This is a genomic window from Fuerstiella marisgermanici, assembly GCF_001983935.1.
Lineage (GTDB): Bacteria > Planctomycetota > Planctomycetia > Planctomycetales > Planctomycetaceae > Fuerstiella > Fuerstiella marisgermanici.
The window spans coordinates 1,452,718-1,469,165 of record NZ_CP017641.1; the positions used below are offsets into that span (position 1 = coordinate 1,452,718).

The 16,448-nt window shown below is 56.9% G+C and carries 13 protein-coding genes; 4 read left to right on the forward strand and 9 right to left on the reverse strand.

The window, feature by feature from the left end; all coding sequences use genetic code 11:
• Positions 1–307: 307 nt before the first annotated feature.
• A complete protein-coding gene (locus tag Fuma_RS05460; RefSeq protein WP_077023250.1) occupies positions 308–1,330 on the reverse strand; it encodes a Gfo/Idh/MocA family protein in 1,023 nt (340 codons plus the stop codon).
• A gap of 166 nt (positions 1,331–1,496) precedes the next feature.
• Here Fuma_RS05460 and Fuma_RS05465 point away from each other — a divergent pair, with 166 nt between their 5' ends.
• Both Fuma_RS05465 and Fuma_RS05470 read left to right on the forward strand, forming a co-directional pair.
• Positions 1,497–1,889 carry a TraR/DksA family transcriptional regulator gene (locus Fuma_RS05465; RefSeq protein ID WP_083731821.1) on the forward strand — a complete coding sequence of 131 codons (393 nt, stop codon included), beginning with the start codon at positions 1,497–1,499 and terminating at the stop codon, positions 1,887–1,889.
• Positions 1,886–2,461, forward strand: coding sequence for a signal peptidase II (locus tag Fuma_RS05470; RefSeq protein WP_077023252.1), 576 nt, complete (start codon positions 1,886–1,888; stop codon positions 2,459–2,461). Before Fuma_RS05465 ends, Fuma_RS05470 begins: the two co-directional genes overlap by 4 nt.
• A 1-nt stretch (position 2,462) precedes the next feature.
• Here the strand turns inward: Fuma_RS05470 and Fuma_RS05475 are convergent, their stop codons facing one another.
• The 4 genes from Fuma_RS05475 to ispE all read right to left on the reverse strand — a co-directional run bounded on the left by Fuma_RS05475 (position 2,463) and on the right by ispE (position 9,536).
• Complete coding sequence (locus Fuma_RS05475) at positions 2,463–3,986, reverse strand: sulfatase-like hydrolase/transferase (protein WP_083732546.1); 1,524 nt, start codon at positions 3,984–3,986, stop codon at positions 2,463–2,465.
• 94 nt (positions 3,987–4,080) lie between these two features.
• Positions 4,081–7,161: a CHAT domain-containing protein gene (locus Fuma_RS05480; protein ID WP_077023253.1), complete on the reverse strand. Its 3,081-nt coding sequence runs from the start codon at positions 7,159–7,161 to the stop codon at positions 4,081–4,083.
• Between the two features lie 191 nt (positions 7,162–7,352).
• Positions 7,353–8,447, reverse strand: coding sequence for a hypothetical protein (locus Fuma_RS05485; protein WP_145944001.1), 1,095 nt, complete (start codon positions 8,445–8,447; stop codon positions 7,353–7,355).
• A gap of 204 nt (positions 8,448–8,651) precedes the next feature.
• Positions 8,652–9,536: a 4-(cytidine 5'-diphospho)-2-C-methyl-D-erythritol kinase gene (ispE, locus tag Fuma_RS05490; protein ID WP_158520859.1), complete on the reverse strand. Its 885-nt coding sequence runs from the start codon at positions 9,534–9,536 to the stop codon at positions 8,652–8,654.
• Positions 9,537–9,718: 182 nt separating this feature from the next.
• Here ispE and Fuma_RS05495 point away from each other — a divergent pair, with 182 nt between their 5' ends.
• On the forward strand, positions 9,719–10,906 hold the full coding sequence (locus Fuma_RS05495; RefSeq protein WP_077023255.1) for a DUF1570 domain-containing protein: 1,188 nt from the start codon (positions 9,719–9,721) through the stop codon (positions 10,904–10,906).
• A 13-nt stretch (positions 10,907–10,919) separates the two neighbouring features.
• On the opposite strand, the gene fabD is transcribed toward Fuma_RS05495, so the two are convergent.
• From fabD to rpmF, 4 genes are read right to left on the reverse strand one after another with little or no spacing between them, the layout of a single operon-like run.
• Positions 10,920–11,837, reverse strand: a complete 918-nt coding sequence (gene fabD, locus Fuma_RS05500; RefSeq protein ID WP_077023256.1) for an ACP S-malonyltransferase — start codon at positions 11,835–11,837, stop codon at positions 10,920–10,922.
• Positions 11,838–11,888: 51 nt separating this feature from the next.
• A complete protein-coding gene (locus tag Fuma_RS05505) occupies positions 11,889–12,407 on the reverse strand; it encodes a hypothetical protein (RefSeq protein WP_077023257.1) in 519 nt (172 codons plus the stop codon).
• 40 nt (positions 12,408–12,447) lie between these two features.
• Complete coding sequence (gene plsX / locus Fuma_RS05510) at positions 12,448–13,458, reverse strand: phosphate acyltransferase PlsX (protein ID WP_077023258.1); 1,011 nt, start codon at positions 13,456–13,458, stop codon at positions 12,448–12,450.
• Positions 13,459–13,460: 2 nt separating this feature from the next.
• Positions 13,461–13,640, reverse strand: coding sequence for a 50S ribosomal protein L32 (gene rpmF, locus Fuma_RS05515; protein ID WP_077023259.1), 180 nt, complete (start codon positions 13,638–13,640; stop codon positions 13,461–13,463).
• Positions 13,641–13,998: 358 nt separating this feature from the next.
• On the opposite strand from rpmF, the gene Fuma_RS05520 reads away from it, so the two are divergent.
• A complete protein-coding gene (locus tag Fuma_RS05520; protein ID WP_077023260.1) occupies positions 13,999–16,425 on the forward strand; it encodes an ATP-binding protein in 2,427 nt (808 codons plus the stop codon).
• Positions 16,426–16,448 lie beyond the last annotated feature (23 nt).

Here is a 16,448-nt window from a genome sequence, read left to right on the forward strand (position 1 = left end):
GGATCGCAGGGCCTGCCGAAGGTGCCACGTTTCAAAATTTGTTTTCGTCGTGCAAAACAATGTAGATTGGTCGGTTAACAGGCCGATCCTTTAGTCGAGAACAAATCAGGCATTTCGGTTTACCCCGACGGAGGTCTCAAATTATTTGCGTAGGCCCGGACCAACTAAGAGTGCGTGCTATGCACGACTCGGTCTTCGCCTTACTCGCTGCGTCTCCACCGTCGCAGTATCCGGAATGCCTGACTTTACAAAGGACCGTGTGAGACTCGTTCTCCCACGGTCTTTTTTTTGTGCGCCAACGCAGGTATCAAAAGTCTGCATCCGGACTTGGAATCTCTACCGGCGAATGCAGCTTCGCAGACCGTTCTGCGGCTTCCATCACTGTCACCGCCTTCGCGGCATCCAGTGGTGTTGAAACCGTCGGCGCCGTGTTGGTGCGGACGCAGTTTGCGAAGTACGCCAGTTGTTCGGCCAATGCACCCACACGGCGGCCATGCTGCTCCGGCCAGTAAACGGTGTCTCGCATCTTGATGCCGTCCGCATTCACCATTTGGAACCCGGTTTCCGAACAGTCCACCGTCAACATTCCGTCCGTGCCGATCACTTCGATCTTCGCATCGATGACGGTGGAAACGTTTTCCGGAAGACACCACACTGTTTCGATCACACCAACCGCTGCGTCGCCGAATTCGAGCATGGCCCAGCCAACGTCGGCATAGCGGAAGTCAGAGGCACGAACATTTCGAGCGTAGACTCGTGTTGGCATCTGGTTCATAAACCACAGCATCAGATCAGCATCGTGAATGCCGTCGCCCATCAGGGGCGAGATCTTGTCCAGCCGAATGTGTCCCGGTGCTCGCGGCAGATTGCGTTTTGCGTGCATGGACACAATGCGGCCGATCGCACCATCGCGAATCGAACGTTCTGCAAGGCTGGCTCGAGGATCAAACCGGCAGACGTGGCCCACCATTAAAAAGCCGGGCGAATCAGCAGCCAACGCTACAAGTTCCCGGCACTGTTCCGACGTTTCCGCCATTGGCTTTTCCAGAAACACGTGCTTGCCGGCCTCTAACGCGGCTTTTGCGATCGAAAAGTGCTGCTGCCAATGAGTCGTGATGCTGACAGCATCGACTCTGTTGTCCTGCAACAGGTCTCGATAGTCGCAGGTCGCGGACGTTTCAGGATACGCGGACGCGGCGGCGGCCAGTTTTTCCGGATCGTGGTGACAAACGGCGGCCAATTCGCTGCCGTACAAAGACTGAACGGTTTGGGCGTGGATGGCGCCAAATCGCCCAATTCCGATAATTCCCCATCGGACGCTTTTCAGCATGAAATCAGGACTCCTTTGGCGCATGTTGGGTGAAAATTCGTATCCCAATTTGTTGTGGTGCGAAAATCGGCCTTCCGAGTGGACGCGATCAGCTATCCGACGCATAATTCTGCCACGGCGGCCGGACTGTCGCAATCAAGGGCCAATTAATGGGTTACGACGGATCATGATGAAGCAAGAAGACTTACAGCAGTTTCGAGATATCCTGCGAGCCATGCAGGCACGCGTTCGTGAGGACGTGGACCAGCTGGAAGAGGAAGCGTTTTCGTCTAAAGGAAATGGCGACCACGGTTCGTCCAACCATATGGCGGAAATGGGGTCGGACGCGTGGGACGTCGACTTTTCGCTAAGAATGGTGGAAAATGACGAAGAGTTTCTGAAAGAGATCTCGACGGCGTTAAGCAAAATCGACAAAGCTACGTTCGGTTTGTGCGAAATGTGTCTGGAATCGGGTAAGTCTGAGGCCAAATCCCGTATTCCCAAAGCGAGGCTGAAAGCCGTTCCGTACGCGCGCAATTGCGTGGACTGCGAACGTGAACGAGAAACCGAAAACTCATGAACAGATTGCCGCGAAATCGAGCCGTTGTTTTTGGAATCATCACGGCGTCGATGCTGGCGGTTGATTTGTGGTCCAAGACAGCGGCTTTCACCGCGTTCCCTCTGCGCAATGGCGGGCCATGGTTGATTGATTCAACGGCCGTTCGGTTCCGTTTTTTCACCAGCCTGAATGAAGGCGCGCTGTGGGGATTTGGCCAGGGGTTCGCCTGGGCCTTTGCTCTGTTAAGTGTCGCTGCGTTTGTCGGTGTGCTGTACTGGCTGTTCGTGATGAAAGCGGCCGAAAGTTTGTGGCTGACAATTTCGCTGGCATTCGTGTCTGCCGGCACGCTGGGAAACCTGTACGATCGCCTCGGCCTGCATGGTATTCGCCTGCCCGGTCAGGATCAGCCGATTCAAGCGGTTCGCGACTTCTTTCATTTTCAGTTCGGCGGCACTGTTCAGAACCCTGGACTCGATTGGGCCATCTTTAACGTGGCCGACATCTGCCTTGTTTGCGGAGCCGGCATGCTGATGATCCAGTCACTGTTTGCCCCGCCTGAACCGACAACTCAGCCCGTCCGTACGGAATCGTAGATCATTCCGACTTGCTCCACTTCGGATCGCCTGCATCAACGGGTAGCGCCGCGTTCCACTGCATCACCTGCTTGTGCAACTGGTCCGCTTCAGCCTTGTGCTGGTCGATCACGTTTCGCGTTTCTGAAACGTCAGCACTCAGGTTGTACAACTGCCGATCGCTGCCATCGTAATTTACGTAATACTTCCAGACGCCGCGAAGTACGGCGAGGTCCGGATTGTCCTGTTGTTTCGTTCCCGGCCGATCAGGCGGCCGTCGCCAGAAGATTGGTGCTTTGCGGCTTTGCTGTTGGCTGCCCAGCAAAGTGGCGGCCAGGTCTTCGCCGTCAAATTCGATGTCTGCGGGCGGTGCCGTCTTTGTGATTGCGTACAGCGAGCGGTTAACGTCGATCGCAGACAGTACGCTGCTTTCGTTAACCGACCCAGCGGCGTCATCCGCCAGCAAACCCGGCCCCCACACGATCAACGGCGACCTCACTCCGCCTTCGTACAGCCACGTCTTTGCACCACGAAGAGGCGCCGCAGTTCCCGCTCCTTCTTCGTGTCCGTTGTCGGACATAACAAGAATAAGTGAGTTGTCCCGCAACGCCGCATCGTTACGGATTCGGTCAAACAATCGGCCGAGTTGCTCATCCATCGCGACCAGCACGGCGTAATAAAGTGCCTTCTTGCTTTCGTCCGTTTTGTCACGCAGCACCTTTGGAGGAAAGAAGGGCGAATGCACATCGTCCGGCCACAGGTTCAGGAAGAAAGGTTTTCCGTCGGCCTGAGCCTGGTCCAAAAACTGCAAGGCCTCTTTCACAAACGCAGCGGTGACAACGGATCGATCTTCCCACCGAATTGGTCCGTGACCGAGTTTCGCGGATCCGAGATCATGTTTCTTTGGCGGCTTGCCGTCATACGCATCCTTCAATGGCAGCACTCGCGGACCCAGGCCCTCAAAGTTGGTCAGGCTTTGGTCGAATCCGTATTCCGAAATCAGCGGCGCGTCGGCGACGTCTCGCTGGCCGCCCATGTGCCACTTGCCGAAGTGCCCGGTGGCGTAGCCGGATTTCTGCAACTGTCGAGCCAACATCGGCGCCTGCAGGTCCAGCCACTGAGCCATCCCGCGATCGATGTTGGCGCTGCGTTTGGCCAGATACGAACTGATTCGCCAACGCTGCGGATACTGACCTGTCGACAACGCGACTCGCGAAGGCGAACAGATTGGTGAGTTGACGTAGAAGTTGGTGAAGCGCAGCCCTTCGGCGGCCAGGGAATCGATGTTCTCCGTCTGAGTTCGATCGCCGTGATAGCATGAAAGATCGGACCATCCCATGTCATCAATAAACACGGTGATGATGTTAGGCCGTTCTGCGGCGAACACCGAAGTGGGCGCGAACAGCAGCAGCAACGCCGTCACGATTTGGTAGATGCAGCCAAGGCATACCTGCTTAGAAAAACCGAATGCGGACGTGCCAGCGACAGGGACGTCCTGTCCGAGATTCGGCGGAAGAGAATCGCGGGGATTGCAACTGATATTCATGGGTTCGCCTGGCGGCTGCAACAGAGAAGCGATGAAGTGGTCCACACACGAGATCGTACCCACCGAGCCTGCGCGACGATAGTCGGCCAACGATCTATGTGCGGTCGCTCAGCTTCAGGCGAAACGCGGGTTCGCCGTAGTGAATGTAGTTGGCCCAATCGAGCTCACTTTCGGAATAGAGCTGCTCACGCGCTTTCGCGAGTGCTGATCCGATTGTCGGCGGCACTTGTGGATCCTGCGCCAACAAGACGCCGTAGAATGTTTCGGCGAAGACAGCGGCGGCGTGATCCCCGACAGGCCAGTACGTTCCCACAAAATTTCCGATGCCACCACGAAGCCAGGCTTCCGCAAACGAAACGTTACGATCAATCAGGTCCTGCATTTTCACTTCAGCTCGCGACGGATTCTTCAACGGTAACCGTTGCGAACGCACGCGCCCGGATTCACACGCATTGAACACGCAAAGAGCCGGCAGCGAATCCAAACGTGCGAGGTCTCGACCAGACAAAACGGAGTGGCCCGCGCAGACGATGCCGCTGGCCGATCGGTTGTCCGGATCAAAGAAAGCGTGGCCGGCGTAGTGCAGCACGTCGTGCTCGCCGGATTCCAGCTCAGCGGAAATCCGCTCGCGCGTGGCTTCGGATTTCCAAAGGCGAGTGAGCGACATCCCCTTGTGTTTCGCAATCAGACCTTCAATTCGGCGGCCCTCGCGTTCTGCTCCTTCAAGATCTTCAGTCGGGTCGACCACCAGCAGAAAACGCAATTGTTCTGCCTGTCGTCGTTCACGCAACCACTTTGCCACCGAGATATTATCCGTTGAATACCGGCGACTCAGGTTACCGTCTTCGCCGAATGACCAATCGCCAAGCCGCACGACTTCCCAGGGAACGCGCGAACTCCACGCATCGTTCACCAACGTCAATGGCATGGGGCGCAATTCTTCGAGGGCATCTCGAATCAGTTTCGGCAGAAGTAACTCAGCCGCCTGTTCACCGACTTTCGTCAATGCGTTGAAACCGGTTCGCCCACCACTGCTGGTGGCCTTTCGAATAGCGTCCAATAGCTGTTCGAACTGTTTGTTATGAATGTCTTGTTCTGCGCTTAAGACCGTAGCCGACCTGCCGGACGTCAGAACAGACACGTCGATGGTTGTGTTCGACGACGCTGCATCCGGCCCTGCGACTTTGCGCACAATCAAGTAGCTTCGGTTGCCCTCGAATTCCAGCGTGTGACCGCTTCGAGTCCTCACGGCCGGCGGCTCAGGCAGAATTTCGCGGTCGAATGTCACCTCCAGATCGTCAAGTTGAGGCGACGCTGCCAGTTGCAAAACGTCGTGCGAAAGTTGCTCATAAGTAGCGGCATCTCGTTCGCAGATCGTCAGTTCACGAAGGCTTGGGCGACTTCCTGCATCCTTCAATGCTGCGAGTAACCCCTGAACTAGTGCTCGTACGATGGCTGGTTTTGCGAGTCCCGTTCCGCCGCCGATTGGAACCGTCACAATGTTGTCCACCTGACACCGCAGCAGAGTACGCATTGCGTTTTCAACCGCGAATCGAAACGTCTCTTCCGTAAATTCATTAAACGAGCCCAGCCCGATCAGCACCAGCAAATCGGCACGAATGGCTCGACGTGGCGTGGGCAGCACAAAGACTTCCCCAAGATTCGCTGAGTACATTCGGCGCTCGATCACTTCTGCCAGCACGCCGTCGATCTGCTGGTCGATGGCGACGGCTGCGCCACCTGGCCGCACGTCGCTGAAAATGCCCAGCATCACGGCCTGCCCTTCCGCTTGAGTGATGTCGCCCTGAGCCAGACGCAGGTCAAGTCGTTGGGTGCGCTTTCGACCGACAACAACCGGCTCTTTTGACAACGCCAACGTCGACGTGCTTCCGACGGAAGGAGTTGTCGCATCGGCTTCGCCCGGCGCTGCAAAGGGTTCCAGCATGTGCCGAATTTCTGTCGTGGTGACAGGGACACTCGTCGCCGAGGCAGCCATACGCAGCGCGAGGGCATCGCGATGCAGATCTGATGTGGGCGGCAGGCGATGTCGCAGCAATTCGTCCGGGCGGTCGTCAAGGCGTTCTGTCCGCCCTGTCTTCAAAACGTCGATCACCGCTCGAATCACTTCACCGTTAGTTGGCAACTTGCCGTGCGATACCTGGCAGTACCGATGAATCGCCCCCGGCAGTTCGGCCATCGCCAGTGGCACGGTGCCATCGCCGGCGCTGCTTTTGATGAGTCCAAATTTGTCGCGTTCGCGAAGTAGTCCCACAACGGTTTCCACACCGACTCCGGCAATCATTGTCAACGGTCGCGCGTCGTCGCCTTCCCCGATGGCACCTGCGATCAGCGACGATTGAAGATCGACTGCCGCCCTCAGTACCGCCGCGCGGGGACGCGGGCCTTGGGATGGGAACGAGGCGAGGTCGAAGTAATCCACGCCATTGGCGTGACTGCCCGCCGGTAGCATCTGGCACAGACCGGTAAACGTGGAGAAGACGTCCTTTACCACGTCTTCCAGATTGTGACGGAAGTCCAGCCTCGCCACCCATTCGGCCGTCGAATACTGGCCGGTCATAACCTGAGCCGGAGCAAACGAACCGAAGTTCGGAGTCCCCAGCAGCACAGTTTGTTCCACAGCGTCAGTGTTAGAACTCAGCAGCTTCAGGGCGGCTCGCGCAACAAGGCCGCCCATGCTGTGAGCCACTATGGCCACTCGCTGTCGATCGGTGCTGAACGCGCGAATCCGATCGGCCAGCCGCTTGCCAGCGATCTGAACCGGCTGCCGCCAATCAAAATGAAAGTACTCCGGCTGAAAACCTGCGATTTGCAGACGCAGCTTCAGTTCCAGGTACGACGGCAGAAACACTCCGTTGGACCTGACGGTGTCGTTGCTGCCGGTCAAAGCCAACTGTGTGAGGCGTCCGCGAGCGATGTCGAACGGATCGATCCAGATCGTGTTGCCGTCGGCTTCGAGCGTGGAGCCCATGATGCCGGGCAGAATCAGGACGCGCAGTCCGCCTCGAGTGGATACGCGGTTGGCTTGCTGAGCCAGATGCTGCAGCTGTCGTAGGTAGTCTTCTGAAAACAGTTGCCTAAGCTGTTCGCGATCCGTTCCCAGCAGCAGCGCCCGTTCGACGGAATCGGCCGTCATGTCTGCCGGAAACGGAGGCAATGCGGTGTCTGGAGGTACCGAACTAGGTTTCGCGCTGCTCGAACGCGTGCGACGTCGCTTTGCCATCTGTCTGCCCCATGATGAAGTTCGCGTCTTCATGCCGGACAATTTGTGCCATCCGACATGTCTTCACGATACATACCACCCAGGCAAATGCAATAACGCAAGTAGTGGGCAAGGCGGGTTGGCTATTAGGCGGCTTTGCGGCGTCGCTTTGACTTGCGTTTGCTGCCCGCGTCGCGAGTCGCTGTCTTGCGAGCTGTCGTCGCTGCTTGCGACTCTTCTTCCCCGGACGAATTGGCTTTCGTACGAGTTGTGGCTTTGTCTGGGACCGAGTCCACTTCTGCGACGACGGCTTCTGCGGCGATGGCTTCCGCAGGAAAATCGACTTCGCCGGTTGCCTGAGCTGGCCATTCGTCGACGACCACAGTTTCCGATTTCGGCTGGTGTCGCTGGACCGGCGGATCGTTGCAAATATACGCCACGTAACGACAGTGCAGCAGCATCGATGCAAATGCAGCAAAGGCCGCGCTTAACACCATCGCGTTAAGCGTCATCGGGTTTATGGTGGCCGTGGCCGCGCCATGAATGAGCATGAACCTCACGACGACTGTCAACACAGCGATCAGCAACAAACTCTGCGACCAAAAACTACGACTCATGTCGGGCACAACTTTGCTTAGCACAATGCCCCAAAACGTCATCGCTGGCACGATCACCACAGCGTATCTGGCCGCTGAAATTTCTCCCGTGAAGGGCTGCAACAGCGCCGTGATCAGTTCGGGGACGATGTTCGCTGTATTCGACAGCAGTAGAATCGCCAATACAGCCTGTCCCGCCGCCAACCACTTCCACCAGCGGTAGCGGCCTTTGTAGTCGATGTCACTGCCCGCTCGAACCCAGCCGATCAGTAACGCCAGTTGAGCCGCCAGCAACAGTAACGTTCCGGTAATAACGTTGATCGTGTCTTCGAAGGGAACGGCCGCGTCAAAATCCGTGGTGAAGGTCTCAGCGGGCGTCGCCACCGCCTGTCGCGCGTAGAACAGGCCTGCTATACCAAGTAACCCGAGAACTAGAACGACGAGGTGTTTCCATATGCGAGGCGAGATTGCTCGCCGCAGCAGCCGAACATCAACGCGGGTCGCGACGGTCGACAGATCGTTCCACTTGATCGGGCGTTCAACGGGACGCTCGTCGCTGCTTGAGTATTCAGGTACATCGTCCTGGGACAGTCGGCGGCGACGACGGTCACCCAGATCTGCAGCTCCGGCAAATCGGTTTTCCATTTTGCTGCCAACCTTCTGACGGGAACGAACTGAGTCGACGGCGGGCACCCTTCGAAAGAACACTGCGGCAGATTCTGCCGGTGTGAAACGTTGAGGTGACTCGCCATCTGTTCCCATCGGCCTGTTTGTTGCCGCAGCCTCAGTTTCGCGGGCACTGCTGTCACCGCTTGAGTGCCTTCGCCATCTTACTTATCCGTGTCGCCTTCAAATGCGAACGACGGCAAGAAAGGCAGTGTTCAATCCGACAAGCGGCGTGAGCATTCGGCGAGCTTCACGCGGCGTATGAGCGATCAAAAAACAGGTCGATCCGCTACCGGACATAAACACCGGACGGCTGCACCGTTCGTTCATTTGCTGCATGAGCTTGGCCATGCCGGGATTGAGGCTCCTCGCAGGTTCCGTGAGTCGGTTGTACGCGACGTCGGCCAGGTTCTGCAGTCGGCCGCTCGCGAGAACGTCTGACACTGGCTGAAAACTTCGGTGCTCGTAGGCTGGTCCCAGTCTTCGAAACACGTCCGGCGTTGAATTGCCCACAGGCGGGCGAGCCACAACAAAGCTTAACGAACCCGCCATTGGGATCGGTTCAATTTGTTCGCCGCGACCTCGGCACACGGCGGCTCGACAGTCTTCTACGAAGAAGTTCACGTCGCTGCCGAGTGTCGCTGCAAGCCGATGCAACTCCGATTTGGGCAGCTTCAGATTCCATAACTGATTCAGGCCGAGCAGCGTTGTCGCCGCGTTGCTGGAACCACCCGCGAGCCCTGCTTCGGCGGGAATCCGTTTGTCGATCGTGATAGCAGCCCCAAGCGTGGACGCCGTCGCCTGCTGCAGTGCGCGGGCCGCTCGGAGGATCAGGTTGGATTCATCAAGCGGGAAATCTGCAGCGACATGCGTTGGATCTGAGTTCGCGACTCTTAGAGTTAGCTGATCGTCGCTCGTTGCTTCAAAGTGCAACACGTCACACAGATCCGTGCGCAGCATGACGCTTTCGAGTTCATGAAAACCGTCGTCCCGTTTGCCGAGAACTTCCAGAAATACGTTCAGCTTGGCGGGCGCCGAAAGGCAAATTGACGTCGCGGTGTTGAGCAAAATACGTTGCGCCTTGGAAATTCAAACAGGCCAGCCAGGCAACGCCGTTTGCATGCGGACGACGTCTGCAGGTGGTATACTTGCCGTTCGATCGTCTTGTCAACTGCTCGCGTCGGCGGACCTTCGACATGGCATCGAATCACAAGTCGCGACACAAGCTTAGAGGATGAATTCGGTTTAACGTGCATTCCATCTGTCTGACAGTCATTGTTCCGCCGCGATCACAACGCAACCGTTTGCTACGAACGTGGTTGGCGGTGCTGCTGGCGTGTGTGTCTGTCGCCAGTGCTGATGAGAAACCGATCCTGATGCGTTTGGAAACCGGCGAAGCGCCGTCTCCGACGTCCGTGGTGGGGCGGATTGTCGCTCGGAATGACGCCGGACAACTGTTGCTGGAAGAACCTTCCGGCCGATTGCATTCGCACACGATAAAACCGACCGATACGCTGACGGAGTTACAGCAGCCTTTCCAGCGTCTGACAGCCGACGAAATGGCGGCCCACCTGTTGAAGGAGACCGGGGCCGGATTCCGCATTCATCGTACGGACAACTTTCTGATCTGTTCCGATGCATCTGATTTGTACACCGATTTCTGCAGTCGGCTGCTGCAGCGAGTGGCGACTGAGTACCAGGAATTCTTCGAAGGCAGCGAGGTTCGAGTACTGGACACACCTGCCGACTTGCCGGTCATTATTTTTCGCAACTCAGAAACGTTTCAGGCGTTCGCAAAGCAACAGCATCCAACGACCGACTTTTCTGACGTGCCTGGCTATTATTCCGTACGAGACAACCAGATGCTGATCGCGGCGGTATCGGGAGATCGTGAGTTCCGAACAAATTCTCAGCTGCTGCGTGAACTGCGTAAGAATACTCGGCAAATCGAAACCATCGTTCACGAAGCGATCCACCAACTGGCGTTCAATACGGGACTGCAGATGCGTTACGCGGACAACCCGTTATGGTTGTCTGAGGGACTGGCCGTTTACTTCGAACACGCGGCAGGGCGCGGCACTGAATTGTGGATTCAGCCAGGCGGTGTCAATCGCATTCATCTGCCCGGCTTTAAAGCGGCATCTGCAAGCGGTGGTTTGCGGCTTCCGCTCTCGCAACTGATCTCGTCCGATGCGGCATTCCAGTCGCCCGATCAATTGGCGGACGCGTACGCGGAAAGCTGGGCGCTGGCGTACTATCTTGTGCGCAGCGATCGCAAGGCGTTCGATAAGTATCTTTCTGCGTTGCAGAATCGCAAACCGCTTGAAGCAGTTGACGCAACGACGCGGCTAAGGGAATTCGAAGCCGCGACAGGAGCATCACTTGCCGAAATTGAAGAGCGGCTGGTGAAGCACATGAGCCGCGTTCGAGTTCGGTAGGCTCGCCGGATTTCTAGCTCACTTCGGAATCGTTTACCGTTGTGATCGGCGTCTTGCGGGCGATTCGTTTCATCAGCCCTTTCAATACTTTGCCAGGGCCAACTTCGTAGAATTCTGTGCAGCCGTCATCCAGCATCTTGCGGATCGAATCCTCCCAACGAACCGGTTGCAAGACCTGTTGAATCAGCAGATTGCGAATCTCTTCCGGATCGGTATGCACTTCTGCATCTACGTTCGACACGACGGGAATTTGGGGTGACTTGATCACTGTGTCCCTCAGGACTTCCGCCAGTTGATCGTCCGCAGGCTTCATAATCGGCGTATGAAACGCGCCGGCAACGGCCAGCGGAATCGCTCGCCCGCCTTCTGCGTCCGCGATCTCCGCCGCTCGTTCGCAGGCGTCCACGGTTCCGCTGATCACGATGTTGCCGGGACACAGGTAATTTGCAATCTGGATGGATCCGTGACCTGACGCGGCATCGCAGACTTCCTGCACCTTGTCGCGATCCATCAGAAGAATGCTGACCATACCGGACGGAGTAGCATCGGCCGCCGCCTGCATGGCCTGCCCTCGCCGCTGCACAACCTTAAGTCCATCTTCGAAGGACATCGCTCCGGCAAACACCAACGCTGTGTATTCGCCGAGACTTAATCCCGCCGCCATTTCGCAGCCGAGCACCACGTCGGGGCGATCGGTTCGCAACTTTTCAAGAGCCGCAAGGCTGGCGACAAACAGAGCCGGTTGACTATGGATTGTGGAATCCAGTTGGTCGGCTGGCCCCTCAAAGCACAGCTTTGCCAGATCGTAGCCAAGAATCTCACCCGCCTCGTCGAAGCGTTTCCGAGCCTCCGGATATTGCTCGACCAGCTGTTTGCCCATACCAACATGTTGAGCTCCCTGACCGGGGAACAGAAGGGCGATTTTTGACACGAATGATGCTCCTTTTGACCGCCACAATGGCCGTCGAATTAGTCCTGGCAGTTACGTAACTTCGCGCCCGCGCAATGACCGCAGCAGACGAATCGCGGGCCAATAGGCCGCAGCGAACAACAGAATGGAAAATGGAATCTCCAGCAGCAGCACAATACCGGAAGGACCCGTGCCGAGGAAACACGCGCCCCATCGATTCTGCACAAATTCTACTGGCTCTATAAATTGGTCATGCCATTTTGATTTGTAATGATTCACCGCATGGTCAACAGATTTGACAATACGAACTTTACGGTAGTCAAAGTGTGGATCAAATCGACGATGAAGGCGCAACCTGCCGTCATCCTGGCGGATCAAAAACGCTCCAAAACGGTGTGCGGCGTAATCGAGATCAAAAGTTGAATACTCGATGTCGATGAATCCGTGCTTTATCGCGACACCCGTGACGGCAGATTCGGAAGTCGTCGTCAGATGAAACGTTGTAAAGCAACTGACAATCCACAGGACCGCAATCGATATTGCGACAAGGCATGTGGACACGAACAGCCATTGTTTGACGGCGAGCCACATGGCCAGGCATCCAATTCAGGATTGCCGCTGTTGTGGATGTTTACTCAGCAGCAATCGCGGCTGTTGCTAGGTGGTCAACAATTTGCGAATTGATGTGATGAGCTTTTAGCTCAAACGCCATCTTCAAAGCATTACGCACAGAATGCGAATCGCTGGAGCCGTGGCAGATGATGCAACTCCCGTCGATGCCCAGCAATGGTGCTCCGCCGGACTCCTGGTAGCGGTACTTTTGAGTCAGTTCATGCAGAACCTGACCAGCTTTGTCGCGCTCTACGTCCAGTGCTCCCATGATTGCGCCGCCGACGGTCTTCATCATGAATTCCGCCATGCCTTCGCTCACCTTCAGCACGACGTTACCGACGAAACCTTCGCAAATCAGAACGTCTGCGTCGCCTTGATACAGGCCGCGACCTTCGACGTTGCCGACATACGAATCTTTCAGCGGCGAATTGGAAAGGTGCGTGTGAGTGTCGCGGTAGAGTTCGTTACCCTTGCCTTCTTCACTGCCAATATTCATCAGGCCGATGCGAGGCGATTCGATGCCGAGAATTTCGCGAGCGTAGATGCTGCCCATCACGGCATACTGAAACAGATGCCGTGGCTGAGCGGCCGGGTTCGCCCCGACGTCAATCAGAACGCTTTTGCCCTTTAGGTTGGGCAGTGTGACAGCAATTCCGGGACGTTTGACGCCCTTTAAGAACAGTCGAGTCCTCAAGCCCGCCGCGACGACGGCTCCGGTGTTGCCCGCACTGACAACGGCATCAGCTTCGCGAGCGGCCATCATTTGCCAACAGCGCGCAATGGAGCAATTCGGCTTAGCTCGCAGAGCCACCGTGGGTTTTTCGTGCATGCCAACCACGCCGTCAGCGGCTGCGACGGTAATTCGGCCGTCGCCACCACCAGCTTCTGCCAGCTTTGATTCCAGCAGTTCCTGATCGCCGACCAGGGTGACGTGCAGTTCTTCCGACTGAGCAATCGCTTCAATGGCCCCCTGAACATTGGGGTCCGGGGCGTGGTCGCCCCCCATCGCGTCGAGGGCGATTCGAAACACGATTAGTCCTCGTCAATAGTCATGGTGCGGCCCTGATAATAGCCGCATGTGGGGCACACTACGTGAGTCGGCAGCGACGTTCCGCATTGTGAGCACTTGGCCAGTTGCATCGGCTTCACAGCGTTATGGCTGCGGCGCTTGCGAGATCTGGTCTTGGATTGTCGTCTTTTTGGGACTGCCATTTTCGTGAGGTCCGAGTCGTACGTGCTAGCTGGCTGATGCCCAGGGACGCAAACCCTGAACCATCAGCGACTTGTGGTCGAATGAGGCGGAATAGTGGCAATTCCGCCGCAGACTGTCAAGGATTCCTCGCCACGTTCCCGATCAGTGACGGAAAACAGTCCTGTCCGGTTGTGAAATCCAGCGAAATCCGCAAAGCTCCGGCACCAGCGGGCACTTTAGGACAGGTTGTGTGCCGTGGAACTCCCCGGAAATCCCAAGGCCAGCATTATATGCAGGATTTCCGGCGACTCTCGCGACGCCGTGCCGGTCGCCACATCATCATTGTGGATGCTGTAAACGAATTAAGGATAACGCTTTATGTCGGTAGTTGAAAAGTTGGGGCAGTTCTACCTGGGCCGAGTTCACGATCTGGCTTCGGGAGTCACATCAGCTGAGGAAGTCCATTACGACGCCAAAGATTTGACAACTCACGCCGTTTGCGTAGGTATGACAGGCAGCGGCAAGACCGGACTTTGCCTCTCGCTGCTGGAAGAAGCGGCGATTGACGGTATTCCCGCGATCTGCATCGACCCCAAAGGCGACCTTGGCAACTTAATGCTGGCCTTTCCGGGGCTCACAGCCGAAGAATTCAAGCCGTGGGTCGATCCGGCGGAGGCGACTCGATCGGGCATGACCGTCGAGGAATACGCCAAAAAGACGGCCGACATGTGGCGAAAGGGGATCGCCGAATGGGGCCAGGGCCCGGAACGCATTCAGAAGTTCCGCGATTCTGCGGAAGTCGCAATCTACACACCGGCGAGCACAGCCGGACGTCCGTTGACGGTGTTGCGGTCGTTTGTGGCTCCCAGCCCGGAAATCCAAAACGACGGCGAAGCTCTGCGCGAACGCATTATGGCGGCTGTGTCCGGACTACTGGCATTGATGCAGATCGACGCCGATCCGATCAGCAGCCGTGAACACATCCTGTTGTCTACCATCCTGGAAAAGTCGTGGCGCGAAGGCCGGGACGTGGACATGGGGACTCTGATCCGGTCCATTCAGGCACCGCCGTTTGATAAGGTCGGATTTCTGGACCTGGAATCCTTCTTTCCGGCCGACGACCGCTTCAAGCTGGCGATGTCGTTGAACAACCTGCTGGCTTCACCCAGTTTTGCGGCCTGGCTGGAAGGCGACGCTTTAGACGTCAATAAACTGTTCTACACGCCGGAAGGAAAGCCGCGGCTGGCGATTGTTTCGATCGCTCACTTGTCAGACGAAGAGCGTATGTTTTTCGTGACAATCCTGTTAAACGAAGTGTTGGCGTGGATGCGAGCTCAGCCGGGCACGTCCAGCCTGCGAGCACTTCTTTATATGGACGAAGTATTCGGCTACTTTCCTCCGGTCGCCAATCCGCCATCAAAGCAGCCCATGTTGACGTTGCTGAAGCAGGCGCGAGCCTACGGGCTTGGCTGCGTACTGGCGACTCAGAACCCGGTCGACCTCGACTACAAGGGCCTGTCCAACACCGGCACATGGTTTCTCGGTCGGCTTCAAACCGAACGTGACAAAATGCGAGTTCTGGAAGGTCTTGAAGGAGCCGCCGCGTCGGCCGGTTCGACCTTCGACAAGCAGAAGATGGAACAGACTCTGGCGGGCCTGGGCAGTCGCGTCTTTCTGATGAATAACGTCCACGAAGATCAGCCGGTCGTCTTCAAAACTCGCTGGGCGCTTTCGTACCTGCGGGGGCCGATATCGCGTTCGCAGATCGAAACGCTGATGGAACCGCTCAAACAGGCGTCGCCGCAATCTGGTTCCGGGGCCACATTCGGTTTGAAGGCGGAAAAGGAAGACTCCAACGAAGCGGCTCGCCCCGTGTTGCCGCCGGAAATCGAAGAATACTTCTTTCCTGTTCGACGCGCAGACGATGGACTGTTTTATCGCCCCGCACTACTCGGCAAGGCACGCGTTCACTTTGTTTCGACCAAGCAGGACGTCGATCGCTGGGACGAGGTCACTCTGCTGCAAGTCACCGGCGACGACGTGCCGCCGGATCTGTGGCACGAAGCCGACGAATGGGACGAAGACGATTTCCCTCAACTGGAAAACGAACCAGAAGCCGATGCTGGTTTCCGCAACCTTGCTGCAGATCTGACTCAGAAGAAGTCCTATTCGAAGTGGGAATCCTCGCTGAAGGATTTTCTGTACCGCAATCGTCGGCTTCCCATCTGGACGTGTCCGGCTTTAGACGCGACGTCGCACGACACGGAATCAGAATCCGATTTCCGAATTCGTTTGCGGCACGCGGCGCGCGAAGAACGTGACCTGCAGGTTGAAAAACTGCGTTCAAAATACGCTTCAAAAATTCGCACGCTGGAGGACCAGATTCGGCGGGCGGAGCAGAAGATCGAGCGGGAAAAATCGCAGAAGTCTCAGAAGACGGTGTCCGCCGGATTGTCGGTGCTCACCAGCATCGCGGGCGCGATTTTCGGCCGCAAGGTGCGCAGCGTGACCAACGTGTCGCGGGCAGGCACCGCCATTCGGTCGGCCAGTTCCATTCGGAAAGAGGCCGAAGATGTGCGACACGCTGAGGAAGCGTTGAGCGTGCTGCTGGAGCGGCACCGAGATCTCAACGCGGAGATCGAAGACGAAGTGCATATGATCCAGGACAAGTTCGACCCGGACTTGATGGAGTTGTCGCAGGACGAAGTGAAGCCGCGCAAGTCGGATGTCAACGTCGAACAGGTCGTCCTGGTTTGGTTGCCGTATTCGGTCGACAGTACCGGTGTGGCTGAACGAGCGTTTTGAGGGCGCTACCGCGACGGGCGCGG

Coding starts and splice junctions, on each gene's coding strand:
- Fuma_RS05470 (WP_077023252.1), top strand. CDS start 1,886: ATGAACAGATTGCCGCGAAATCGAGCCGTTGTTTTTGGAATCATCACG.
- Fuma_RS05485 (WP_145944001.1), bottom strand. CDS start 8,447: ATGGAAAACCGATTTGCCGGAGCTGCAGATCTGGGTGACCGTCGTCGC.
- Fuma_RS05520 (WP_077023260.1), top strand. CDS start 13,999: ATGTCGGTAGTTGAAAAGTTGGGGCAGTTCTACCTGGGCCGAGTTCAC.
- Fuma_RS05505 (WP_077023257.1), bottom strand. CDS start 12,407: ATGTGGCTCGCCGTCAAACAATGGCTGTTCGTGTCCACATGCCTTGTC.
- Fuma_RS05475 (WP_083732546.1), bottom strand. CDS start 3,986: ATGAATATCAGTTGCAATCCCCGCGATTCTCTTCCGCCGAATCTCGGA.
- rpmF (WP_077023259.1), bottom strand. CDS start 13,640: ATGGCAGTCCCAAAAAGACGACAATCCAAGACCAGATCTCGCAAGCGC.
- Fuma_RS05465 (WP_083731821.1), top strand. CDS start 1,497: ATGATGAAGCAAGAAGACTTACAGCAGTTTCGAGATATCCTGCGAGCC.
- Fuma_RS05460 (WP_077023250.1), bottom strand. CDS start 1,330: ATGCTGAAAAGCGTCCGATGGGGAATTATCGGAATTGGGCGATTTGGC.